General features: G+C 69.8%; 27 protein-coding genes and 1 tRNA gene. 9 read left to right on the top strand and 19 right to left on the bottom strand.

Annotated elements, in window-relative coordinates:
* Positions 1 to 21: 21 nt before the first annotated feature.
* A tRNA-Met gene (locus J5Y10_RS26630) sits at positions 22 to 98 on the top strand.
* 67 nt (positions 99 to 165) lie between these two features.
* Here the strand turns inward: J5Y10_RS26630 and greB are convergent.
* The 16 genes from greB to J5Y10_RS26550 form a co-directional block, all read right to left on the bottom strand.
* Positions 166 to 687 (bottom strand): transcription elongation factor GreB, encoded by a 522-nt coding sequence (gene greB / locus J5Y10_RS26625; RefSeq protein WP_209377174.1) that lies wholly within the window; start codon positions 685 to 687, stop codon positions 166 to 168.
* Between the two features lie 19 nt (positions 688 to 706).
* Positions 707 to 1,090 (bottom strand): hypothetical protein, encoded by a 384-nt coding sequence (locus J5Y10_RS26620; RefSeq protein ID WP_209377173.1) that lies wholly within the window; start codon positions 1,088 to 1,090, stop codon positions 707 to 709.
* Entirely contained in the window at positions 1,087 to 2,097 is a 1,011-nt protein-coding gene (locus J5Y10_RS28850; RefSeq protein WP_342453034.1) for a Gfo/Idh/MocA family protein, read from the bottom strand. Before J5Y10_RS28850 ends, J5Y10_RS26620 begins: the two co-directional genes overlap by 4 nt.
* A gap of 4 nt (positions 2,098 to 2,101) precedes the next feature.
* Positions 2,102 to 3,136: a 5-methyltetrahydropteroyltriglutamate--homocysteine methyltransferase gene (locus tag J5Y10_RS26610; protein WP_209377172.1), complete on the bottom strand. Its 1,035-nt coding sequence runs from the start codon at positions 3,134 to 3,136 to the stop codon at positions 2,102 to 2,104.
* A 2-nt stretch (positions 3,137 to 3,138) separates the two neighbouring features.
* A complete protein-coding gene (locus tag J5Y10_RS26605; protein WP_209377171.1) occupies positions 3,139 to 3,510 on the bottom strand; it encodes a nuclear transport factor 2 family protein in 372 nt (123 codons plus the stop codon).
* Between the two features lie 8 nt (positions 3,511 to 3,518).
* Complete coding sequence (locus tag J5Y10_RS26600; protein WP_209377170.1) at positions 3,519 to 4,418, bottom strand: NAD(P)-dependent oxidoreductase; 900 nt, start codon at positions 4,416 to 4,418, stop codon at positions 3,519 to 3,521.
* Positions 4,419 to 4,420: 2 nt separating this feature from the next.
* A complete protein-coding gene (locus J5Y10_RS26595) occupies positions 4,421 to 5,152 on the bottom strand; it encodes an ABC transporter ATP-binding protein (RefSeq protein WP_209377169.1) in 732 nt (243 codons plus the stop codon).
* Positions 5,142 to 5,855: an ABC transporter ATP-binding protein gene (locus J5Y10_RS26590; RefSeq protein ID WP_209377168.1), complete on the bottom strand. Its 714-nt coding sequence runs from the start codon at positions 5,853 to 5,855 to the stop codon at positions 5,142 to 5,144. The genes J5Y10_RS26595 and J5Y10_RS26590 overlap by 11 nt, the downstream gene beginning before the upstream one ends.
* Positions 5,852 to 6,838 (bottom strand): branched-chain amino acid ABC transporter permease, encoded by a 987-nt coding sequence (locus tag J5Y10_RS26585; RefSeq protein ID WP_209377167.1) that lies wholly within the window; start codon positions 6,836 to 6,838, stop codon positions 5,852 to 5,854. Before J5Y10_RS26585 ends, J5Y10_RS26590 begins: the two co-directional genes overlap by 4 nt.
* The gene (locus J5Y10_RS26580; protein WP_209377166.1) at positions 6,835 to 7,716 is read right to left on the bottom strand and encodes a branched-chain amino acid ABC transporter permease; all 882 of its coding nucleotides are present in this window, start codon (positions 7,714 to 7,716) and stop codon (positions 6,835 to 6,837) included. Before J5Y10_RS26580 ends, J5Y10_RS26585 begins: the two co-directional genes overlap by 4 nt.
* 1 nt (position 7,717) lies before the next feature.
* Complete coding sequence (locus tag J5Y10_RS26575) at positions 7,718 to 8,983, bottom strand: amino acid ABC transporter substrate-binding protein (protein WP_209377165.1); 1,266 nt, start codon at positions 8,981 to 8,983, stop codon at positions 7,718 to 7,720.
* A gap of 68 nt (positions 8,984 to 9,051) precedes the next feature.
* Positions 9,052 to 9,957: a dioxygenase family protein gene (locus J5Y10_RS26570; RefSeq protein WP_209377164.1), complete on the bottom strand. Its 906-nt coding sequence runs from the start codon at positions 9,955 to 9,957 to the stop codon at positions 9,052 to 9,054.
* A 50-nt stretch (positions 9,958 to 10,007) separates the two neighbouring features.
* A complete protein-coding gene (locus J5Y10_RS26565) occupies positions 10,008 to 10,976 on the bottom strand; it encodes a Bug family tripartite tricarboxylate transporter substrate binding protein (RefSeq protein WP_209377163.1) in 969 nt (322 codons plus the stop codon).
* Positions 10,973 to 11,635: a polysaccharide deacetylase family protein gene (locus tag J5Y10_RS26560; protein ID WP_209377162.1), complete on the bottom strand. Its 663-nt coding sequence runs from the start codon at positions 11,633 to 11,635 to the stop codon at positions 10,973 to 10,975. Before J5Y10_RS26560 ends, J5Y10_RS26565 begins: the two co-directional genes overlap by 4 nt.
* Entirely contained in the window at positions 11,632 to 12,069 is a 438-nt protein-coding gene (locus tag J5Y10_RS26555; RefSeq protein WP_209377161.1) for a RidA family protein, read from the bottom strand. Before J5Y10_RS26555 ends, J5Y10_RS26560 begins: the two co-directional genes overlap by 4 nt.
* Positions 12,069 to 12,932: a fumarylacetoacetate hydrolase family protein gene (locus J5Y10_RS26550; protein WP_209377160.1), complete on the bottom strand. Its 864-nt coding sequence runs from the start codon at positions 12,930 to 12,932 to the stop codon at positions 12,069 to 12,071. The genes J5Y10_RS26555 and J5Y10_RS26550 overlap by 1 nt, the downstream gene beginning before the upstream one ends.
* A gap of 111 nt (positions 12,933 to 13,043) precedes the next feature.
* Here J5Y10_RS26550 and J5Y10_RS26545 point away from each other — a divergent pair, with 111 nt between their 5' ends.
* The 5 genes from J5Y10_RS26545 to J5Y10_RS28630 all read left to right on the top strand — a co-directional run bounded on the left by J5Y10_RS26545 (position 13,044) and on the right by J5Y10_RS28630 (position 17,958).
* The gene (locus tag J5Y10_RS26545) at positions 13,044 to 13,727 is read left to right on the top strand and encodes a GntR family transcriptional regulator (protein WP_209377159.1); all 684 of its coding nucleotides are present in this window, start codon (positions 13,044 to 13,046) and stop codon (positions 13,725 to 13,727) included.
* A gap of 137 nt (positions 13,728 to 13,864) precedes the next feature.
* Positions 13,865 to 14,419 (top strand): (2Fe-2S)-binding protein, encoded by a 555-nt coding sequence (locus J5Y10_RS26540; RefSeq protein ID WP_209377158.1) that lies wholly within the window; start codon positions 13,865 to 13,867, stop codon positions 14,417 to 14,419.
* Positions 14,416 to 15,432, top strand: coding sequence for an FAD binding domain-containing protein (locus tag J5Y10_RS26535; protein ID WP_209377157.1), 1,017 nt, complete (start codon positions 14,416 to 14,418; stop codon positions 15,430 to 15,432). Before J5Y10_RS26540 ends, J5Y10_RS26535 begins: the two co-directional genes overlap by 4 nt.
* Before the next feature lie 13 nt (positions 15,433 to 15,445).
* Positions 15,446 to 17,686: a xanthine dehydrogenase family protein molybdopterin-binding subunit gene (locus J5Y10_RS26530; RefSeq protein ID WP_209377156.1), complete on the top strand. Its 2,241-nt coding sequence runs from the start codon at positions 15,446 to 15,448 to the stop codon at positions 17,684 to 17,686.
* Positions 17,687 to 17,835: 149 nt separating this feature from the next.
* Entirely contained in the window at positions 17,836 to 17,958 is a 123-nt protein-coding gene (locus J5Y10_RS28630) for a hypothetical protein (RefSeq protein ID WP_280856171.1), read from the top strand.
* On the opposite strand, the gene J5Y10_RS26525 is transcribed toward J5Y10_RS28630, so the two are convergent.
* The gene (locus J5Y10_RS26525; RefSeq protein WP_209377155.1) at positions 17,953 to 18,672 is read right to left on the bottom strand and encodes an ImuA family protein; all 720 of its coding nucleotides are present in this window, start codon (positions 18,670 to 18,672) and stop codon (positions 17,953 to 17,955) included. The two genes, J5Y10_RS28630 and J5Y10_RS26525, sit on opposite strands and share 6 nt — an antisense overlap.
* 276 nt (positions 18,673 to 18,948) lie before the next feature.
* Between J5Y10_RS26525 and J5Y10_RS26520 the strand changes: the two genes are divergently transcribed.
* Positions 18,949 to 19,626, top strand: a complete 678-nt coding sequence (locus J5Y10_RS26520) for a S1 family peptidase (protein WP_209377154.1) — start codon at positions 18,949 to 18,951, stop codon at positions 19,624 to 19,626.
* Between the two features lie 4 nt (positions 19,627 to 19,630).
* Here J5Y10_RS26520 and J5Y10_RS26515 read toward each other — a convergent pair whose 3' ends face one another.
* Positions 19,631 to 19,861 carry a DUF1127 domain-containing protein gene (locus J5Y10_RS26515; RefSeq protein WP_209377153.1) on the bottom strand — a complete coding sequence of 77 codons (231 nt, stop codon included), beginning with the start codon at positions 19,859 to 19,861 and terminating at the stop codon, positions 19,631 to 19,633.
* A gap of 107 nt (positions 19,862 to 19,968) precedes the next feature.
* Here J5Y10_RS26515 and J5Y10_RS26510 point away from each other — a divergent pair, with 107 nt between their 5' ends.
* A complete protein-coding gene (locus J5Y10_RS26510; RefSeq protein WP_209377152.1) occupies positions 19,969 to 20,859 on the top strand; it encodes a LysR substrate-binding domain-containing protein in 891 nt (296 codons plus the stop codon).
* 5 nt (positions 20,860 to 20,864) lie between these two features.
* Here J5Y10_RS26510 and J5Y10_RS26505 read toward each other — a convergent pair whose 3' ends face one another.
* The gene (locus J5Y10_RS26505) at positions 20,865 to 21,212 is read right to left on the bottom strand and encodes an antibiotic biosynthesis monooxygenase family protein (RefSeq protein ID WP_209377151.1); all 348 of its coding nucleotides are present in this window, start codon (positions 21,210 to 21,212) and stop codon (positions 20,865 to 20,867) included.
* A 219-nt stretch (positions 21,213 to 21,431) separates the two neighbouring features.
* Here J5Y10_RS26505 and J5Y10_RS26500 point away from each other — a divergent pair, with 219 nt between their 5' ends.
* On the top strand, positions 21,432 to 22,418 hold the full coding sequence (locus J5Y10_RS26500) for a Bug family tripartite tricarboxylate transporter substrate binding protein (protein ID WP_209377150.1): 987 nt from the start codon (positions 21,432 to 21,434) through the stop codon (positions 22,416 to 22,418).
* The last annotated feature ends 352 nt before the right edge of the window (positions 22,419 to 22,770 follow it).

Genomic DNA, 22,770 nt, shown 5'->3' with positions numbered 1-22,770 from the left:
TAGATATGATACCAACACCCCCGCGGGGTGGAGCAGCCCGGTAGCTCGTCAGGCTCATAACCTGAAGGTCACAGGTTCAAATCCTGTCCCCGCATCCAAATCACATCTCCCGAAAACCCCAGCACCCCCCCCGGTGACTGGGGTTTTTCGTGTTCGGAACTCGCCTTAGTTCCGTTCCGGGTAATGGATTGCGGTGATCTCAACGGAGCTCGGCCCTGCCGGCGTCCGCACCGTCACCTCGTCACCCACCTGCGCCCTCAGCATTGCCAGCGCCATGGGCGAGCCAATGCTGATCTTGCCCGCTGCCATATCGGCCTCATCGACCCCGACGATGGTGACAGTCCGTTCCTCATCGCGCTCGGTCAGGTAGGTCACGGTCGCGCCGAAGAAGACGCGGTCTCGCTGTGGTTGCGCGGCGGGATCCACCACTTCGGCCTGGTCCAGCCGCTGTCCCAGGTAACGCAAGCGCCTGTCGATCTCGCGCAGGCGCCGCTTGCCTTCCTTGTAGTCGGCGTTCTCGCTGCGGTCGCCGTTGCCGGCGGCCCAGGAGACGATCTCCACCACACGGTGCCGTTCCGCCTTCATAGCCTCGAACTCGGCCTGCATCGCTACCTCGCCCGCGGGTGTCATGTAGAACTTCCCCCGCGGCAGCCGTGTCGCGGCCGCGTCGCCATCATCGTCCGTCATGCGCCCGGAAACCCTGAGTTCAGCGGATGGTGAGAATGCTTCGCCGGCCCATTTCCCCGGGCGCGGCGTGGATCATGAACTGCCCGTCGCCGGCTGCTGCCGGCACCAACGCGTACCACAGCGTGTCCTTGGCCCCGGAACTGAAGCGCGCATCCGCCTTGCAAAGAGTCAGGCCGGGAACCGCGCCCGCCGGGGTCTCAACGCGTTGGGGGGAGGTCAGCTCATCTACGCGCAGTCCGTTCCGGGCCATGGGGCCTGCCGCGAATGCCTCTCGGGCAGAGGGCGCCGCTTCCAGGCAGCGATCTGTCGGATCGGCTAGGCGCTGGGAGCGGAAGAACTCGGTCAGGACGAAGCCGCCCGCGCCAATTAGTAGCGCCATGACGACGAGGCCGAGGAACTTCACGGCCTCACCGGGGCGGAAAGGATGGCCGCAATCAGCCGCTGTGCGGGCAGGGCGGTTCGGGCGGCGTGCGGGGGCGCGCGGCCCGATTCCAGGGAGTCCAGCATCGCGGCGATCATGGCACGGTGTGGGCCGTGGTCGAAGGCCATGGGATCGGCCCCGCCCCCGCCACCGGCCTCCTCGCCAATAATTTCAGGCGGCGCACCGTCCCTGCCATGCAACTCCAGCCGGTGCGCGGAGAGGATGGCGCTGCCGCCCGTACCGGCAATCTCGATCCGCTCGGGGAAGCCGGGGCGGGCGACGGTGGTGGCATCCAGAACGCCTAAGGCGCCGTTCTCGAAGCGGAGGGCGGCGGCCACCACGTCCTCGGTGTCGATGCGCCGCAGGGGAGAGGTCGCCGCGAAGCCCGCCACGTCCCTTACCGGTCCGACCAGGTGAAGCAGCAGGTCGATCGTGTGGATCGCCTGGGTTAGCAGCACGCCGCCGCCGTCCCTCGCGACCGTGCCGCGGCCGGGCGCGGCGAAGTAGGCGGCGTCGCGCCACCAACGGATGCTGGCTGAGGCGGAGAGCGGCATGCCCAAGGCGCCGGTGTCCAGCGCGGCTTTCAGGTAAAGCGCCGCGGGGCGGAAGCGGTGCTGGAGACAGACGGCGCAGAACCGGCCGGCGGTTTCCGCCGCTGCCGTCAGGGCTTCGGCCCGCTCGGGCGTTGCTTCCAGCGGCTTCTCGACGATCAGGTGCTTGCCCGCCGCCAGCACGGCTTCAGCCACCGGCAGATGGGTCCAGGGTGGCGTCAGGACGAGGACGAGGTCCAGCCCTGGCGCCGCGAGCAGCGCCGCCTGCTCGGCGAAGACGGGCAGGTTCCAGCGGGACGCAAAGGCCTTCCGCCGGGCAGGGGAGGGGGCGTGGCCGCCGAGGATCCGCACCCGACCGGCCGCCTCAAGTTCCTTCAGCGCCAGCATGTGCGGCGTGGACGCCATGCCCAGGCCAATCACGCCGACGCCGAAGGCCACCGGATCAGCCCTGCAGTTCGCGGCGGACGATGGCCGCCCCGTCCGCCATTGCCTTCAGCTTCGCGAAGGCGCGCGGGCGGGGGAGGTACTTCATGCCGCAATCCGGCGCGACGACCAGCCGTTCCGCCGGCAGCCGCTTCAGCCCCGCGCGGATGCGGTCCGCCACAATTTCCGGGGTTTCCACCTCGGGAGTGCCGAGGTCGATCACGCCGAGCATGATGGTCTTTCCGGGCAGGCCGTCGAGCACGGACAGGTCCAGCTTCGGCTGCGCGGCCTCGATGGAGATCTGCGCGGCCGTGCAATCGGCGAGCTGGGGCAGGAAGGAGTAGCCGGAAGGCTTGTCCTTCACCACGGCGGCATAGCCGAAGCAGAGATGGACGATGGTGTCGCCCTCCAGCCCTTCCAGCGCGCGGTTCAGGGCGCGCACGCCGAAGCGGGCGGCGGCCTCAGGGCGGGCCTGCATCCAGGGCTCGTCGAACTGGATGATGTCGATGCCGGCCTTCTTGAGGTCCTTCGCCTCCTCGTTCACCGCGGCGGCGTAGTCCATCGCCATGGCTTCCTCGTCCTTGTAGAACTCGTCGGAGGCCTGCTGGGACAGGGTGAAGGGGCCGGGCAGGGTGATCTTCGTCTTCCGGTCGGTGTTGGCGACCAGGAACTCCACGTCCCGCACCTCGACCGGCCGGTTGCGGCGGATCCTCCCGATCACGCGGGGTACCAGCGTCTCCTTGCCGGCGCGGCCCATGGTGCGGGCGGGGTTGTCTACATCCACGCCGTCCAACGCCAGCGCGAAGCGGTTCGAGTAGCTCTCCCGCCGAATCTCGCCGTCGGTCACGATGTCGATGCCCGCGCGCTCCATGTCGCGGACCGCTACCAGGGTCGCGTCGTCCTGCGCGCCTTCCAGCGCGTCCTCGGCCACGCGCCACATCTGCTTCATGCGCACGCGCGGCACGAGGTTCTGGGCCAGCACGGCACGGTCCACCAGCCAGTCCGGCTGCGGGTAGCTGCCCACCACGGTGGTGGGAAGAAGCGTGTTCACCATGTTCAAGCCTTCGGAATAGAGGTCGGCTGGTAGGCGAGGAGGCGCCATTCGCCCCCCTCCCGGTTCCATACCGCGCAGGTCATGCCGCCGATCTCACGCTCTCCGCCGTAGCGAAAGACGCGGGCGCCCATCTTGCCCAGGGCTACGGCGGCATCGGGGCCGGCCTCCAGCACCTGGTGCGTCTCGAAATCCACCTGCAGGTAGCGCAGGCTGCCGTCCCGCAGCGTGTCGAGATAGCTCGCCTTCGTGTCCGTCGTGGCGTTGGAGTGCGCGTAGATCAGGCGATCCGAGAGAAGCCGATCCAGAGTATCCAGGTCGCCGTCGCGCATGGCGGCGTAGCGGCGCGCTTCCAGCGCCTTGATCTCGTCCTGCATGAGGGCCCTTACCGAGGGTTGGGCGCGAGCAGGCGCTCGGGCCAGGTGGCGACGCGGAAGAAGTCGAGCCCCCCCTCGCCGGAGGCCTGGTAGGCGGCGGCGAATTGCCGGGCAAGGGCGGAGAGCGGCATCGGCGCACCCTCGCGCCCGCCGACCGCGAGGGCAAGGTCCAGGTCCTTGGCGACGAGGTCCACATCGGCGGCAGGCGTCCAGTCCCGCGCCTTCAGCATCTCCGTCTTGTAGGCGAGGAGGGGGGAGCCGACGACGCTGCGCGAGAGGGCATCGATCATCCCGTCCCATTCCAGGCCCAGCCGCCCGCCGAAGGCCAACGCCTCTCCGATCACGGCGGGGGTGAGGGCGACGACCATGTTCACCATCAGCTTCACCGCCCGGGCCTCCTCGGCCTCTCCGCAGCGCAGCGTCTCCTTGCCCAGCACAGATAGCAGCGGCGCGCAGCGCTCGATCGCGGCATCCGGGCCGGAGACGAACAGAGTGAGGGCACCGGCGGCCGCCGTGCTGGTGCTGCCGGAGACAGGGCAGCGGATGTAGTCCGCCCCGCGCGCCGCCATCGCCTCCGCCACGCGGGCGGAGGCGGCGGGGGAAACGGTGCTGAGGTCGATGAAGACCTGCCCGGGCCGGATTGCCTCGCACAAGCCGCCCTGGCCGGTGGCCACCGCGAGCAGCGCGGCGTCGTTCGGCACCATGGAGAGGAGGATGTCGCAATCCCCTGCCATGGCGGCGGCCGTCGCGGCGGGGCTGATCCCCGCTTCCGCCAGGGGCGCCAGCCGCGCCGCATCCGTGTCGGTGGCTGAGAGGGTGGCGCCGGCATCCAGCAGGCGCCGGCAAAGCGGCGTGCCCATACGGCCCACGCCGATCCAACCCAGGCGCCATCCCTGCAAGCCTGCCATGGCTAGAGTCCCAGATAGAATTTGCGGACCAGATCGCTGTCGCCCAGCGCCGCGGGGGAGTCGCCCTGGAACTCCACCTTCCCGTGCACCAGCACGTAGCCGCGGTCGGCGATGCGGATGGCTTGGTGGAAGTTCTGCTCCGCCATTAGCACGGTGAGGCCGAGCTTCTCCTTCAACTCCGCGATCTTCTCGATGCAGCGGGCAACGAGGATGGGGGCGAGGCCGACGGAGGGCTCGTCCACCAGCAGGATCTTCGGGGCGCACATCACGGCGCGGCCGAGGGCGACCATTTGCTGCTCGCCCCCGCTCATGCTGCCCACGGCTTGGGAGCGACGCTCCTTCAGGCGGGGAAAGGCGTCGTAGCAGAACTCCAGGTTGCGGGGAATCGCGGCGCGGGCGGAGCGCCGGTACGCGCCGAGGAGCAGGTTCTCCTCCACCGTCAGCCGCGGGAAGAGGCGCCGCCCCTCCGGCACGATGGCGATGCCGAGATCGACGATTTCCTCCGGCGTGCGGCCCACCAACTCGATCGTCTGCCCGTCGAATGTCGCGGCGATCCGCCCGCGGCTGGGCTTCAGCAGGCCGAGGATGCAGCGCATCAGCGTCGTCTTGCCGTTGCCGTTGGTGCCCAGCAGGGCCACGGTCTCGCCCGGCGCGACGGTTAGCGAAACGCCGTCCAGCGCGCGCACCGCGCCATAGGCAGCGTCCACGTCTTCGATGAGCAGGCTAGCGGCCAAGATAGGCCTCCTCGACCTCGGGCATAGAGAGGACGGTCCTGGGGTCGCCGTCCGCGACCTTCTTCCCGGCCACCAGCACCGCCAGGCGCTGGGAGAATTCCGTCACGGCGCGCATCACGTGCTCGATCATGATGATCGTCGTGCCGCCGGCATTCAGGCGGAACAGGAGTGCCAGGATCTGGTCCACCTCCGCGTGGGAGAGCCCGGCCATCGCCTCGTCCGCGATCAGGAGCTCCGGCTTCAGTGCCGTGGCGCGGGCCAGCTCCAGCCGGCGCAGTTCCACCTGCGTCAGCTCCTTCGGCATGCGCTGCGCCTTGCCCGCCAGCTCCACGGCCTCCAGGCATTCCATCGCCCGTTCCTCTGTCGCCTCATGCCGGCCGGCATAGGCGAGGGGGACGCGGATGTTCTCGAACACCGAGAGGCCGCGGAAGGGACGGGGAAGCTGGAAGGTGCGCGCCAGGCCGCGCCGCGCCCGCTCATGCGACTTCAGCCCGGCGAGCTTCTGCCCCTTGAAGGTGAAGCCGCCATCATGGCTGGGGAAGGCGCCGGCGAGGCAGTTGGTGAAGGTGCTCTTGCCCGAGCCGTTGGGGCCAATCAGCCCCAGCCGCTCCCCCGCCCGAACCTCCAGGTTGACGCCGGAGAGAGCGGTGAAGCCGCCGAAGCGCTTGCCGACGCCATCGGCGCGCAGAACGATCTCGCTCATCGCCCGCCCTTCCTGAAGAGACCGAGGATCCCGTGCGGGGCGGCGCAGACGAAGACCACCAGCACCACGCCCACGATCAGCAGGTTCGCCGCGGAGGAGATTGTGACCGTCGCCGCCTGCTGGAGCGAGGAGAGGAGGACCGCGCCGATCAGCGGCCCCGCCCAGCTCGCCGTGCCGCCGATCAGCGGCATCGCGATGGCATTCACGGCATAGGCGAGCCCGAAGGCCGAGGTCGGCTCCACATAGGACCCGAGCAGGGGAAGTGGCGCGCCCGCCACGGCCATCATGGCGCCGGAGATGGTGGTGGCGATCAGCTTCAGGCGCAGCGTCGGCACCCCCGCCGCCTCCGCCGCCTGCTCGTCGTCCCGCAGCGCGGCCAGGCCGAGGCCGAGGCGTGACTTCTCGATCGTGCGGGCGATGGCGATGGCGGCCGCGGCCAGGACAACCGCCACGGCGCAGAGATAGCCGCTGTAGGTGTCGAAGGGCCAGGGAATGTCCCGCGGGCGGATGACGTAGGCGCCGCGGGAGCCGCCGACGTAGTTCCAGTTCACCACCAGCGTCTGCAGCACCACGGAGAGGCAGAGGGTGGCGATGGCGAAGTAGGCGCCGCGCAGCCGGAGGGTGAGGAGGCCCGTGCCGAGGCCCAGCGCCCCGCCGACGAGCGCCGCGAAGCCGATGCAGGGCAGCAGGGAGAGGCCGAGCGCCTTGCCGATGGCCACCGTGGTATAGGCCCCGGCCGCGAAGAAGGCGGCCGCGCCGAAGTTCACGTAGCCCGCATAGCCGCCCAGGATGTTCCAGGCCGTGGCGAGCACCACGTATTGCAGCACGAAGGTGGCGGCGAAATAGGCGTACTCGCTGCCGATGCCGCGCAGCACCGCGATCAGGGCCAGGGCAGCCACCGCGCAGGCCAGCCAGAAGGCGCCGTGCCCCATGCGGCGCGGGGCGGGGAAAACCGGCATGGCGGGAAGGGTCGCGTCGCTCATGCCACGCGCCCGAAGAAGCCCTGGGGACGGACCGCCAGTACCAGCAGCAGCGCGCCGAAGGCCACCGCCGGCGACCAGGATGGGCCGTAGAAGCTGGCCGTCACGTTCTCCACCACGCCGAAGGCGAGTGCCGCCAGCACGCAGCCCCAGAGCGAGGAGAGGCCGCCCATGATGACGATGGCGAAGACCCGCCCGATGAAGATGTGGCCGGAGCCCGCATCCACCGGCTGCACCACCACCAGCGCGCCGCCCGCCAGCGCCGCCATGGCGATGGAGATGCCGAAGGCCAGCCGCTTGATCCGCACGGGGTCGATCGCCAGCAGCCTCAGCGCCTCCCGGTCCTGCGCCACCGCCGCGATGGCCCGGCCGGTGAAGCTGTGCCGCAGGAAGAGGGCGAGGCCGCCGATGGCGAGGAAGGCGACCAGCGCCGGCACCAGCATCCGCAGCGGCAGGTCGATCTCGCCCAGCCGCCAGGTGGTGTTGGCATAGGAGGCGTCGGCGAAGTGCTGCTCCGGCCCGATGGCCAGGACCAGCCCGATCTCGATGATGAACATCACCCCGAAGAAGAAGGCGAGGCCCTGGATCGCCTCGTCCCCCCGGCGCTCGAAGAAGTGGTGATAGGCGACGTAGATCGCCGCCCCCAGCGCCCAGAAGGCGGGGGTGAGGAGGATGGAGAGCACGAGCGGGTCGATCCCCGTCGCCCCCCAGAAGAGGGCGACGAGCATGGCGCCCAGCACCATGAAGGCGGGGTGGGCGATGTTGACCACGTCCAGCATCCCGAAGGAGATGGAAAGGCCGGCCGCGGCGGCGGCGTAGAGACCGCCGAGCAGGAGGCCCGAGACGATCCCGTTCAGGAGAAGGGCGAGGTCCGGGTCCATGTCAGGCGCCGGCCGTGTAGGGCTTGCGCAGCTCGCCCGACTTGTACTGGGCGGGATAGAGAATGACCTGCGTGCCGGCCTTCTTGAACTGGTCGATCCCGTTGCCCTGCACGCCCTGGTACTGGGTGTAGATGTCGCGCGGCTCCGGCCACTCGCCGGTGGCGTCGAAGCGCACGGGGCCGATCACCGTGTCGAAGGTGGTCTCGTGCATGGCCTTGGCCAGCGCGCCCTGGTCCAGGCTGCCGACCTTCTTCACGGCCTGCTCCAGCACCTGCATCTGGGTATAGGCCATGGGCGGCACGTAGTAGCCCAGCGCGTCCGTCCCTTCCTTCGCCGCGATGGGCTGGTAGCGCTCGATCAGCGGCTGGGTGCCCGGGAACTGGAGCGTCGGCTCCGGCGCGTAGACGTCCCAGACCACGAGATTGTTCAGGATGGGGCCGAGCTGGAGCTTCTGCGCCGTGATGTGCGGCCCGATCATCGGGCCGCCGAAGAGCTGTAAGTTCACCCGCAGCTCGCTGGCTGCCCGCAGCAGCCCGGCCGTGTCGGGCGGGTAGGAACCGACGAAGACCACATCCGGCCGCGCGGCCTGCACGGCGCGGATGATGGGGGAGAAGTCCACGGTGGTCGGCGGATAGGCGCGGTCATACACCACGCGCAGACCGGCGCTCCGGGCCAGGCTGCGGGCGCTCTCCGCCGCGCGCTGGTGGAAATCGCTGTCCAGGTTGACGATGGCGATGCTGCGGGGCTTCGGGTCCATCGCCATGGCGAGCTCGATGAAGCCCTTGGCAAAGGTCTGGTTGGGATTGGAGCCCGACGGATTGACGGAGAAGTAGCGGTCGTACTTGAACTCGCTGTTCACGCCGGTCCCGAAGAGGGAGACGAAGGTCCTGTTCCGCTGCATCACCACCGGCATGGCCGGGGCGATGATAGCGGTGGCGTAGCCGGAGACGACGAGATCGACCTTATCCACGTCGATCAGCTTCGTGTATATGCCCGGCACCTGCGCGCCGCTGCTCTGGTCGTCGTAGGAGATGATCTGCACGGGCCGGCCGAGCAGCCCGCCGCGCGCGTTCACCTCGTCGGCCCAGATCTTATGGGTCAGGCCCGCCGGCCGCCCGTTGCCGGCCAGCCCGCCCGAGAGCGACATGGACCCGCCGATCTTGATGGGTTCGCCCGAGGGCGCGGACTGCGCGCGCGCCGTGGCGGGAACCGTGATGGCCGCCGCCACCGCGGCGCGGCCGAGGCCGCGCCTGCTGAGACCTTCCATGAACCTTCTCCTCCTGCGGCCCGGCCGTCTCTGCGCCGTGGCCCCTCACGCGTTCTTCTGTCGCGCGGCTACTCGGCCGCGATCTTGGACGGATCGGCGCCGACGCGCCCCGATGTGTCGTGGGCCGCGCGGCGTGCGACCTGGAAGTCGTAGCGAACGGCGGGGATGGAGGGGTCGGGCGAGCCCTCCACACCGGTCTGCGGGCGCACGACGAGGGATTCGGAGACGCCGAAGACCGTGTCGGAATCGATGTTGGGATCGTCGCCGAGATAGAGGGCCGTCACCAGCTCCCGGTAGCCCTCAGCCCCGATCAGCATGTGGATATGGGCAGGCCGCATGCCGTGGCGGCTCTGGGCCGTCACCATCGCGCCCACCGGACCGTCCATCGGGATGGAGTAGCCGAGCGGGACGAGGGTGCGGATGGCGTAGCGGCCCTCGGCATCCGTGCGGAACTGGCCGCGCATGTCCATCACCTCCGGCGACTTCGCCTGCAGGTCGTAGGCGCCGTCCGCGTCGGTGGACCAGATCTCCACCACGGCGTCCGGCACACCCTCGCCCGCCTCGTTCACCACGCGGCCGAACAGGATCATCTCCGGGCCCTTGGCATGCACGGCGATGCTCTCGCCATAGCCGAACCGGGGGGAGGCCTCGCGGTAGAAGGGACCGAGAAGGCTCGTCTCCGTCGCCTCGCCCACGCGGTTCGCCGTGTCGTCCATCAGGTTCACCAGGCGGGAGAGGCCCAGCGTGTCCGACAGCAGGATGAACTCCTGCCGGTAGGGCGTGCAGGTCTGGCCCACCTTGGTGAGGAACCCGATCGCGCCCAGCCACTCCGCCGGCGTCAGCCGCACGTCCCGCGCGAAGGCGTGGAGGTGCTGCACGAGGCTCTCCATCACCTCCCGCATCCGCGGGTCGGGCGTGGAGGCCATCTGCTCGATCACCGCGTCGGTGACGGTCTTCTCGTTCAGGTCGGCCATTCTTGTCGTCCTCCGTCCGGGGCAGGTCTCCATGGCCTGCCCTCGGCCTCTCAATCTGGCTTGATGTTGGCAGCGGCGATGATCGGGCGCCACTTCGCAATCTCGTCCCGGGTCATCGCGGCCAGCTTCTCCGGCGTGCCGCCGGTCGGCTCCACACCCTGGGCGTGCAGGTTGGCGAGGGCGGCGGGATCGGCCAGCAGGGCGTTGGTGGCCCGGTTCAGCCGCGCCACCACATCCGGCGGCAGGCCGGCGGGGCCGTAGAGGTTCCAGAGCCCCTCCACCACGAAGTCGGGGATGCCGGCCTCCACAATGGTGGGGACATCCGGCAGGATCGTCACGCGCTTGGCCGAGGTGACGGCCAGCGCCTTGATGGTGCCTGCATCTAATTGCGGCTTCAGCCCGAGCGGGTGATAGAACATTGCGTCCACCCGGCCCGCCACCAGGTCCGTCACGCCCTGGCCGGCGTTGCGGTAGGGCACGTGCTGCGTCTCCGTCCCCGTGCGCAGGTTGAACAGCGCCTGGGAGAGGTGGCCCGTCGTGCCGTTGCCGGCGGATGCGAAGGTAAGGGGCTTCCGCTTCGCCAGCGCCACCAGCTCCGCCACGCTGGAGACACCCAGAGAGAGCGGGACGCCCAGCACCGTCGGCGTGGTGACGAAGGGCGCGATCGGGGTGAAATCCTTCACCGGGTCGAAGCCCTGGTCGGCGAAGAGGCTGGCGTTGATGCCGTGCGTGCCGTTGGTGCCCAGCAGCAGCGTGTATCCATCGCCGGTGGAGCGGGCGACGGCCTGGGCCCCGACATTGCCGCCGGCGCCGGCACGGTTGTCCACCACCACGGGCTGCCCAGCTTCCCGGGCCAGGGCCTCGGCCAGGATGCGGCCGAGGATGTCCGTGGTGGTGCCGGCGGCGAAGGGGACGATGAGACGGATCGGCCGGTTGGGCCACGCGCCCTGGGCCATGGCCCTTGCAGCGGGCAGGGCGGCGAGGGCGCCCAGCAGGGCCCGGCGTGTGGCGTGGCTCATGCGGCGGCTCCGGCGGAAGGGGTGACAAAGCGCGCTACAGCACCGGCATCCCGCCCGCAACGCATGGGCAGGCAGGAATCCGGGAAGTCCTGAACAAAGGTGGCGCCGGCATCGGCGAGGGTGCCGAGGAAGCAGTCCAGGTGGCGCATGGCGCCATTGGGCAGGTCGTGCAGCACCAGGGCCACGGGATCGGGGCCGCAGCACATGGACAGGGCGCGGTCCACCCAGGCATCCGGATCCCGGAAGTCGCCGGGAACCGCATTCCATAGGACGACGGTGAAGCGGTGGCGCGCCAAGTGGTCCAGCGCGGCCCCGTTCAACAGATGCGGACCCAGCGTGCCCCCGCCCCCCTGGGGTCGGAACAGCCGGTCCGGGTGGGACAGGGCTCCGATCAGGTCCTGCGTGCGCTCGATCTCGGCCACCGCGCCCTCATCCGGCATCCCGCCCAGCGGCCCGGCATGGTGCCAGGTGTGGTTGCCGATCCAGTGGCCCTCCGCATGGGCGCGCTCCGTGATCCCGCGGTGCGCGGCCAGCTTGTGGCCCAGCACGAAGAAGGTGGCCTTCAACCCCCGCTTCCGCAGCACGTCGAGAACGGCGGGCGTCACTTCCGGCTCCGGCCCGTTGTCGAAGGAGAGGGTGACGCGGGGGCCGCCTGTCATGGCCTGGACGGCACGTAGCCGATGGCCTCCACCTCCAGCGCGCAGTCCATCGGCGTGCGACCCGCCTGCATGCGGGTGCGCGCCGGCAGGGCTTCCTGCGAGGAGAAGTAGCGGCGGTAGATGCGGTCGAAGGCTTCCTGCTGCGTCTGGTCCTTCAACCAGACGATCACCTTCAGCAGGCAGTCCATATCGGACCCTGCGGCCTCCACCAGCCGCTTCATGTGGTCCATCACGATCTCGACCTGCCGCTCGAAGGGCGTGTCCGGCATGGGCGGCACGGGCCGCCCCTCCGCGCGCGCGGCGCGGAGCCGGGCGCAGTACTCCTCCTCGAAGGGCGGCAGGCCGGAGATGAAGATCAGGTCCCCCCGCTTGACGCAGAGGTTGAAGGGGCCGCCCGTCTCCGGGACGTCGGCGCGGACGACCTCCTTCTCCATCAGACCTCGTCCTCGACGGTGTTGGAGAGGATGCCGATGCCCTCAAGCTCGATCTCGATCGTGTCGCCGGGCTTCATGAACACGGGCGGCTTGCGGGGATAGCCCACGCCGCTCGGCGTGCCGGTGGCGATGATGTCGCCCGGCTCCAGCGTCATCACCTCTGACAGGATCGTCAGGATGCGCGGGACGGAGAAGATCATGTCCGAGGTGTTGGAGTCCTGCATCGTCTGCCCGTTGACGCGGGAGGTGATGCGGAGCGCGTTCGGACCCTGCGGGATTTCGTCCGGCGTCACGATCTCCGGGCCGACCGAGCCGGTGCGGTCGAAGTTCTTGCCCACCGTCCACTGCGCGCCCTTGCGCTGGTAGTCGCGCAGCGAGCCCTCGTTCATGCAGGTGTAGCCGGCGACGACGGAGAGGGCGTTCTCCTCCGTCAGGTGCTTCGCCGTCTTGCCGATGACGATGACCAGCTCCGCCTCGTAGTCGAACTTGTCGGAGACCTTCGGGCGCAGCAGAGGCTCGCCATGGGCGGCCAGCGAGGTGTGGCCGCGGAAGAAGACGGCGGGATAGTCGGGGATCGGGTTGTTCCCCTCCTTCGCGTGCTCCACGTAGTTCAGGCCGATGCAGATGATCTTGCCCGGACGCGGCACGACGGGAAGGAGCTTCAGGCCGGCAAGCGGCCTGCGGGGGGCACCCTCCAGCTTCGCGGCCAGGGCGGCCGCACCCTCGGGCAGGTTCAGCGCTGCGATGGCGGCGGGGATCTCCGCCGGAAGACCCGGCACCACATCGGCGAGGGCCACCACATCGTCGCCCAACCGGGCGCCCAGGGCGGCGCGGCCCCCTTGCTCGAACGCAATCAGACGCACGCGAACGCTCCTTCTTGATCCCGAGCAGAGGTTTTGTCGAAATTCCATCCTCGTCAAGCAGGATCTTCGCAAGTCCTTGCGGCAGGGCGGTTTTGCCGAATATTTAATCCCATGCCCCCAACGCTTCTGCCCGAGGCGCGAGACCCGACCCTGGCCACCGCCGTTCACCTGCGGCTGCGGGAGGACATTCTCTCCGGCCGCCTGCCGCCGGGGCGGAAGCTGAAGCTTCGCGACTTGGCGGAGAGTTACGGCGCCGGTGCCTCCCCCATGCGGGAGGCCCTGTCGCAATTGGCGGCGGAGGGTCTGGCGGAGCGGCTGGAGCACCGCGGCTTCCGCGTGGCGGCCGCGGCGCCCAAAGGCCTGGACGGTCTGATTCGCAGCCGGAGCCTGGCCGAGGGGGCGGCGCTGCGGGAATCCATCGCCCGCGGGGACGCCGCCTGGGAGGAGGCGGTGCTGCTGGCGGAGCACCGGCTGAACCGGCTGGCCGTTTCGCTCGACCCCCATCGCTACGCCGCCAACCCGGAATGGGAGGCCTGCCACGGCGCCTTCCACAAGGCGCTGCTGGAAGCCTGCGGCGCCCCGCCGCTGATCGCCTTCTGCGACCGGCTGCGGGAGGAGGCGCGGCGCTATCGCTCCGTCGCGAAGACCCTTGCCTATCCCGGACGCGACGTGGCGGCGGAGCACAAGGCCATTGCCGCCGCCGCCCTGGCGCGGGATGCGGACCAGGCAGCCACCCTGCTGGCCGGGCATTACGAACGGACGGGGACCATCGTCCTGGCCGACCTGGGCGGCTAGCCGGGCAACCGCGCCCGGGTTCCCTTCGTTTCCCGCCTACGGAACGGAGGCTCCGACACGGGGTGCGCCCCGCGCGCTTGTCTGGCCCGGCAAATGCCGGGCCGCCTCCGGTGCCCAAGCCCTAGCAGGACACCGACATGGCCGACCTCGAACTCAAGACACGCCAGGGCTTTGCGCCCGATGCCGGCCATGAATCCGGCGCCTCGGCCCTCCCGGATGAGATCCCCATCACCCTGACGGTCAATGGCAGGCGCCAGGAGCTGCATGTCCGGCCCTGGACCACGCTGCTGGACCTGCTGCGGGAGGACATGTCCCTCTACGGCACGAAGAAGGGCTGCGACCACGGGCAGTGCGGCGCCTGCACCGTGCTGATCGACGGGCAGCGGATGAACTCCTGCCTCGCCCTGGCCGTGACGAAGGACGGCAGCGAGATAACGACCATCGAGGGCCTCGCCTCGCCTGACGGCACCCTGCACCCGCTGCAGGAAGCCTTCATCGAGCACGACGCCTTCCAGTGCGGCTACTGCACGCCCGGCCAGATCTGTTCCGGCGTGGCCCTGCTGCGGGAGGGCCACGCGAAGACGGCGGAGGAGATCCGGGAGCACATGAGCGGCAATCTCTGCCGTTGCGGCGCCTACACCAACATCGTGGACGCCATCGAGAGCGTGATGGCGAAGGAGACGGCGAAGTGAACCGCTTCTCCTACGCCCGCCCGGGCAGCGTGGCCGATGCTGTGCGCGAGCTGGCCGGCCACCCCGCCGCGAAGGTGATCGCCGGGGGCACGAACCTCGTCGACCTCATGAAGTATAACGTGGAGCGCCCGACCCACCTGGTGGATGTCGGCCGCCTGCCCGGCCTCAAGGAGATCGAGGAGGCGGGGGAGGGGCTCCGCATCGGCGCGCTGGTGAGCAACACCGCCGCCGCCTATGACGAGCGGGTGAAGGAGCGCTACCCGCTGCTCTCCTCCGCCATCCTCGCCGGCGCCTCGCCCCAGCTGCGCAACGCGGCGACCACGGGCGGCAACCTGCTCCAGCGCACGCGCTGCTACTACTTCTATGACCCCGCGACGCCCTGCAACAAGCGCGAGCCGGGCTCGGGCTGCCCCGCGAAGAATGGGCAGAACCGCATCCTCGCCATCCTCGGCACCAGCGAGCACTGCATCGCCACGCACCCCTCAGACATGTGCGTGGCCCTGGCGGCGCTGGAAGCGGTGGTGAAGGTCGTCGGCCCGAACGGGGAGCGGAGCATCCCCATGGCGGACTTCCACCGCCTTCCCGGCAACATGCCGGAGAAGGACACGAACCTGCACGCGGACGAGATCATCCTCGGCGTGGAACTGCCGGAGCCGCGCTTCGCGAAGCACTACACCTACCTGAAGCTGCGCGACCGCCTCTCCTACGCCTTCGCCCTCGTCTCCGTGGCCGCGGCGCTGGAGATGGACGGCGACACGATCGGGGAGGCGCGCATCGCCCTCGGCGGCGTGGCCCACAAGCCATGGCGGGTGGAGGAGGCGGAGATGATGCTGCGCGGCAAGACGGCGGACCGCAGGGTCTTCGCCGCGGTGGCGGAGCGCATCCTCGAGGGAGCGCAGGGCTTCGGCCATAACGACTTCAAAGTCGACCTAGCGCGCCGCGCCGTGATCCGCGCCCTGTCCCAGGCCGCGCGCGGCACGCCGCAATCCCAGACCGACAAGCGCATCCAGTAGAGGGGGCCGCACCATGTACGAGACCCATGTCGGATCGCCCCGCAACCGCGTGGACGGCCGCAAGAAGGTGACGGGCACCGCGCCCTACGCCGCCGAGTTCACCGCGCCCGACCTCGCCCAGGGCTATGTCGTCAACTCCGCCATCGCGAAGGGGCGGATCACCGCGATCGACACGAAGGACGCACTGGCGGTGCCGGGCGTCATCCAGGTCTTCACCCACCAGAACCGGCCGCGCACGGCCTGGCGCAGCACGGCCTATCAGGACGAGGTGGCGCCGCCGGGCAAACCCTTCCGCCCGCTCTACGACGAGCGGATCCACTACAGCGGCCAGCCCATCGCGCTGGTGGTGGCGGAGGACTTCGAGATCGCCCGCTACGCCGCTTCCCTCGTGCGCGTGAGCTACGAGGCGGAGCAGCACCAGACGGACCTGACGAAGGTGCGGGAGCAGGCCTACACGCCGAAGTACCGCACCAGCATGGGCCCGCCCAGCCCGCGCGGTGACGCCGAGGCCGCCTTCGGCCGGTCCCCGGTGAAGGTGGAGGGCAGCTACCGGATTGCGGTGGAGCACCACAATCCGATGGAGCCGCACGCCTCGACCGTTGTGTGGGAGGGGGACGGGAAGATCACCGTCCACGACAAGATCCAGGGCTGCCAGAACACCCAGCGATACATCCGGCAGGTCTTTGGCCTCTCGGCCTCCGACGTGCACGTGATCTCGCCTTATGTTGGTGGTGCCTTCGGCTCCGGCCTGCGGCCGCAGTACCAGCTCTTCCTCGCTGTCATGGCAGCGCTGGAGCTGAAGCGCTCCGTGCGCGTGGTGCTGACGCGCGACCAGATGTTCACCTTCACCTATCGCCCGGACGGGCTGCAGGAGGTGGCCATGGCCGCGAATGAGGACGGCGCGCTGCAGGCCATCCGCCACGACCTGATCGGCAACACCTCTACCTTCGAGGACTACACGGAGCAGACGGTCGGCTGGTCCGGGATGACCTATCACTGCGAGAACTACAAGGGCACCTACAAGGTCGCCCAGCTCGACACCTACACGCCGGGCGACATGCGCGCCCCGGGTGCGCCCACCGGCCTCTTCCCCTCGGAAAGCGCGGTGGACGAGCTGTGCCACAAGCTGGGCATGGACCCGCTGAAGTTCCGGCTGAAGAACTACAACCAGGTCGACGAGGCCACGGGCAAGCCCTTCACCAGCAAGGAATTGCGCGCCGCCCTGCAGCTGGGCGCGGAGCGCTTCGGCTGGTCGAAGCGGAACCATAAGCCGCGCTCCATGAAGGAGGGCAATGAGCTGATCGGCTGGGGCATGGCCGTCGGCATGTGGGAGGCGGCGATGCAGAAGACCGCCGCCCGCGCCGTCCTGACCATCGACGGCAAGCTGGAAGTGGCCAGCGCCTCCGCCGATATCGGCACCGGCACTTACACGATCATGGCGCAGATCGCGGCGGACGCGCTGGGCCTGCCGATCGAGAAGGTGACGGCGCTTCTGGGCGACTCCTCCCTGCCCAGCGCACCGGTTGAGGGTGGCTCCTGGGGCGCGGCCTCCACGGGCACGGCGGTGGAGCTGGCCTGCCACGCGGTGCGGGAGAAGCTGTTCGGCTATGCGCGCGGCATCAACGACTCGCCTCTCGGCGCTGCCGGGGTGAACGAGGTGCAGTTCCGGGAGGGCCGGATCGCGCTCATCTCCGATCCCTCCCGCTTCGTCACGATCCAGGACGCCATGGTGGCCGGCGGGGTGGACCGGATCGAGGCGGAGGAAACGGCGAGCCCGAGCAAGATCACGATGCTGAAGTACTCGTCCTACGCCCACTCCGCGGCCTTCGTGGAGGTGCGTGTGGATGAGGAGCTGGGCGTGGTGCGGGTGACCCGCGTGGTCCAGGCCATCGCGGCGGGGCGCATTCTGAATCCGAAGACCGCGCGCTCCCAGATCCTGGGCGGCACTGTCTTCGGCATCGGCATGGCACTGCACGAGGAGAGCATGGCGGACCACAATCTCGGCCGCTTCATGAACCACAACATCGCCGAGTACCACATCCCCGTGAATGCGGATGTGCCGAACATCGACGTCATCTTCGTGGACGAGCACGACGACCTGACCAGCCCCATCGGCGTGAAGGGGCTGGGTGAGATCGGCATCTGCGCCTCGCCGGCGGCCATCGCAAATGCGGTGTTCCACGCGACGGGCAAGCGCATCCGGGAGCTGCCGATCACCATCGACAAGATCCTCGGCACGAAGGAAGCCGCCTGAAGGCCTCCAGCACGCGGGCGATGGCGGCCTCCGGGGTTTTCCCCGGGGGCCGTTTTCGTGGGGAGAGGTGGATGGCGCAGGCCTCCACTCTTTCTTAACCGGAGCGGGAGATCATCGCGGCCGGGCAAAACGCCCCGGGAAATCAGCCAATGATCCTTCTCTCCCTCTCTGCCGCGTCCCTGGCCCTGACCGGGCTGGCCGCATGGGTGATCCGGGATTCCATCCGGCAGGAGAACGCCTATTTCGACCTCCTCCAGGAGGGGGAGCTATAGCGCCCGCCTGGAAGGATGGCCGCGCCGAGGGGCGTCCTCCTCTCGCATCTCGTCGTCCATCATCAGCGCCTCCATCCCGGCGCGCCAGGTGACATGCCAGGTCTGCGGCCGGCCGGCGCGACAGCGCAGCAGTTCCAGCGTCCATTGCGGGTCGCCCAGGTCGTGCATCGCCCCACCGGCGCGCCCCGTGACGCGCCAGCGCGTGGTGGCGAGGGCAGGGCCCTCATCCTCGTCCGATTCCCGCAGCAGCAGCCCGATCCCGCCCCCCGTCTCGGCGGCCAGCTGAAGCCGGCGCATGGCAGTGGCGTCCGGCCGCTCCGACATCAGAAGCACGGCGGAGACGGCCGGGCAGCGCAGTGCCTCCTCCGTGGCCCAGAGCGCGTCCGTCCCGTTCCCGGGCTGCGCGACGATGAGGCGGGAGGGTGGCAGCCCGAAGCGCGCCAGGCCGGGCGGCCAGGGATCGGGATCGCGCGCGATCCAGAACACCGTGCCGCCGGAGCGCGCCATCAGCAGCGCGGCGAAACCCACCGCCGCCCCGGCCCCGTCCGAGAGGATTTCGTGCAGCGCCGCGCGGGGCAGGCCGCCGCCGGGCAGGGCGCGATCCATCTCCGGGCAGAGGGGAATGGCAGGCGGCTCCTCCCGCGCTGCCAGCCCGGTGCGCTCCAGCCGCGCCACCCGGGCGCGAAGGGCCGCCATGACGGCGCGGCGGTCCATCGGTTCGCCCCCCTCCGGCAACGGCCCGCGATCCTTCAGAGCATCGTGAGGCGTCCTCTTCCGTGCCCCGGGGAAGGGCTCGGGAGCGGGGCCGGAACGCGGATGAGGGGTCGAATCAGGGGGCATGCCTGTTCATACTATGTTCTGTTTTGGGCTGCATCATCGAAGCGCCCGGCCCGTGGCCACGGCATGGAACAAGCCGGTGAAGCAGAAGGTTTCCCGCTGCCTTGGGTCGGCGCATTCGGAGGGGCACGGATAATCCTACGCCGTGGCCTGGTGGCCTTTCTGCCGCTCTCCGCCTGCGCTGGGCTCCCGGCGAGGGAGGCGGCCGGCACGCCGATCGCGCCGCTGGTGGGGACCGGCTTCGCCACCCTGCACGCAGATGCCGGGGGCGCGCCGGGGTTCCTCCTCGGCTCCGCGGTGGCGGTGGCGCCGGGGTGGGTGGCCTGCGCCAGCCACGCCCTGCCGCGTGGTGCAGCTGCCGTCTGGCTCCGCCGCGGCGATGGCGCGCCGGCCCGCCGCGCGGCCGTGCTGGCGCGCAGCCGCCGGATGGACCTCTCTATTTTGTCGGATGAGGGTGGGCTGCTATCGCCTGCCTCTCTCGCCGAGGAGGCCGTGGAGGTGGGGGATCCCGTCTGGGTGGCCGGCATGCTCGGTATCGGCGCCGGCATGGCCTCGGGCGTGGTGGAGATCCCGGACGCCATCCTGCCCCGCTTCGGCCACGGCTTCACGACGCGCATGGCGGCGCTGATGGGCTATTCCGGCGGGCCGGTGGTGGGAAGGGACGGGCGGCTGCACGGCCTTGTCTCCGCCCTGCCGGATGGCGGGAGCGCGGACGCCCTCGCCTGGCTCAGCGGGATGGATCTCGGCGGCCTCGCCGGTGGGCGGGGGCGCTGGATCTTCATCCTCTCCATCCAGCAGGTGGCGGAGGAGGCGAAGCGGATCTCCGCCTGAGCCCTTAGTTCCGCGAGTGGATGTCCCAGGGGGCGCGGGCGACCTCTCGCTCGGCGTCCAGGCGATTAAGGCCGACATCGGCCAGCATCCGGTCGTCGAGGGTGGCGAGGATACGGCGCTCCTCGATGGCGCGGACCATGCGGGCGAGGGTGGCCAGCCAGCCTGCGGCCGGGACATGGGGAGCGGAGGTGCCCCCGCGCAGGAGGGAGCCGGGGTGAAGGGCATGGTCGGACATCGCTGCGATTCCTCTCGGGTGCTGTCGCGTCACGGAAGATCGGTCCGCTGCCGGCATAAGGGAAACGAGTTGTTTTGAACCCCGGCATCAGCGATGCTGATGGGGTCATGCTCAACATCCCTCCGGGCCTGGACCCAGACCTGCTGCGCTCCTTCGTGCTGGTGGCGGAAGGCGGCAGCGTCACGCGGGCGGCGCTGCGCGTCGGGCGCACGCAATCCGCCGTTTCCATGCAGATGCGGCGGCTGGAGGAGGCGCTGGGCCAGCCCTTGCTGCTGCGCGGCTCGCGCGGGCTGAGCCCGACCCCGCACGGGCTGTGGCTGCTGGACCGGGCGCGGCGGCTGCTCGCCATGCACGACGAGATCGTGGCGAACTTCCGCGCGCCCGACATCACCGGGCACATCCGGCTCGGCTCGCCGGACGACTACGCGCTGTTCTGGCTGCCCGACATCCTCGCCGGCTTCGCCGAGGCGCATCCCGCCGCCGAGGTGGAGGTGGTGTGTCTGCCGACGGAGGAGCTGCTGCCCCGCTTCGACCGCGGCGATCTCGACATCACTCTCTTCTCCGTCGGCTATGCCAGCCATCATGCCGGGGTCGAGGGGGAGCGCATCTGGCGCGGCCCGCTGTGCTGGGTGGGGTCCGCCACGCGCCCCTCGCATCTGATGCAGCCGCTGCCCCTCGTCCTTTCCCATGGCGGCTGCTCCTGGCGGCAGGCGGCAACGGAGGCGTTGAACAAGGCGGGCATTCCCTGGCGCATGGCCTATTCCTCCGCCTCCCAGACCGGCACCCATGCGGTGGTGCTGGCCGGGCTGGGTGTGACGGTGGGCCTCTCCGCCTCCCTGCCGCCTGGGCTTCGCTTGCTGGGGCAGGAGGACGGGATGCCCGCGCTGCCGGAGCTGGAGATCGCGCTCGTCTCGCATCCCGGCGCGGCGGCGGAGGCCCTGGCCGAGCACATCCGCAGGGGCTTCCGCAGCCCGCCCGCGACCGCCCGCGCCGCCTAGGCGGATCAGGCGTGGTGGGCGGCGCGGCTGTCCTCCGGCGCCTCCTCCCGCTGCTCCATGCCGTAGTCCCGCAGCACCCCGGCCACGCGCAGCCGGTAATCCGAGAAGACCCCCGCGCGCCCCTCCGCCTGGGTGGCGCGGTGGGCGGCGGTGTTGCGCCAGGCCAGGACGGCCGCCTCGTCCCGCCAGAAGGAGAGGGAGAGGATCTTTCCAGGGTCCGTCAGGCTCTGGAATCGCTCCACGGATAGGAATCCATCCATCGTTTCCAGCTCCGAACGCAGGGCAGCGGCCAGATCGAGATAGCGCGGCTTGCGGCCCTCGGCGGGCCAGACCTCGAAGATGACAGCGATCATGCGGGCGCTTCCTTCCGGACTGGGTGGGGATCATGGGGCCTCTCCTGCCCACCGATCCTGGCGACCGCGGCGCGGGGATGCTGCGGTGCCGGCCGGAGCATCCTCCGCATGAGGGAACCGCGCGAAGGGGCAATGAGCGGGTTGCGCCGCGCCGCGCCGCCGTCAAAGCTGCGGAAAGCCGCCCGGGAACAGGGTGGATGGACGTTCAAGGAGCACTTCATGATCCAGAGCCCGATCGCGGGCCGGCGTGGGCTGATCGTGGCGACTGCCGCGGGCCTGGCCATGCCTTCCATTCTGCGCGCCCAGGGAACCTGGCCGGATAAGCCGCTTCGCCTGATCGTCCCCTGGCCTCCGGGCGGCTCCACCGACCTGGTGGCGCGCATTTTCCAGCCCCGCCTGGCCGAGGTGCTGGGCAGGCCCGTGATCGTGGAGAACCGTGGGGGCGCCTCCGGCTCGATCGGGGCTGGGGAGGCGGCGCGCGCCGCGCCGGACGGCAATACCTGGATGCTCGCCTACGACACGGAGGCAACGAACCAGACGGTGATGCGGCTGAACTACAAGGCACTGGAGGCCTTCGCCCCCGTCTGCCTCGTTGCCACGGGACCGCTGGCGCTGGTGGCGCACCAGTCCACGCCGTACCACACCTATCAGGACGTGGTGGAGGCAGCGAAGAAGTCGCCGGAAACGATCAACTACGCCACCTCCGGCGTGGGCGGGCTGGCCCATGTGGCCACCACCCTCCTGCAGCAAAAGGGCGACTACCGGATTGTCCACGTCCCGTATCGCGGCGGCGGGCCGGCCACGCAGGACGCGGTGGCGGGGCACGTGCCGCTGTTCATGTCGAACGTCGTGGTCATCAGCCAGCACATCAAATCCGGCCTGCTGCGACCGCTGGGGGTGACCACGCGCACCGCCTCCCGCCACGTGCCCGGGGCCAGATCCTTTGCCGAGCAGGGCGTAGCGGACTTTGAGGCGCCGACCTGGTGGATGCTGCTGGGCCGCGCCGGCACACCGGATCCTATCCTGGCGCGGATGAGCGCCGCGATGCGGCAGGTCGTGCAGGAGCCGGAGGTGCGGCAGAAGATCGAGGAGCAGGGCGCCGACGTGGTGGCCTCGGATCCGGAGGGTGCGCGGCGCTTCCTCTCGAACGAAATCGACAAGTGGGCCGGCGTGATCCGGGCGGCCGACATCCGCGCCGACGGGTGAGGGGAGGGCGCCGGAACCCCCGCCCGGGGCCCATCCGGCGAGCGATCCGGCGCCACCCACAAAAGTTCATCAAAGGGGCAAAAAGAGGTTTGACGGGGTCGTCGGACGCCCATATAAGCCGCCCACACCGACGGACGGAACGCCAAGCGCTCCGCTCCAACGGTTCCTCCCTCGGACGCAGGGTCGGTCATCAGGTAGCCTGGAAGGGCTGCTCGGTGATGCTTCTCCGCCTCCGATTGTTGTTCCTTGACATGAAAATCTGTTTTCCTGAAGACGAGGAAGAGTTTTTGCGGCTCTTGGCCTTGATGGTTTGGGGAGGGATGCGTGGCTGGTGTCACGTGTTTTGATCTGA

Source organism: Roseomonas indoligenes (assembly GCF_017813365.1).
GTDB lineage: Bacteria > Pseudomonadota > Alphaproteobacteria > Acetobacterales > Acetobacteraceae > Roseomonas > Roseomonas indoligenes.
This window is presented reverse-complemented; position numbering and strand designations above follow the sequence as displayed.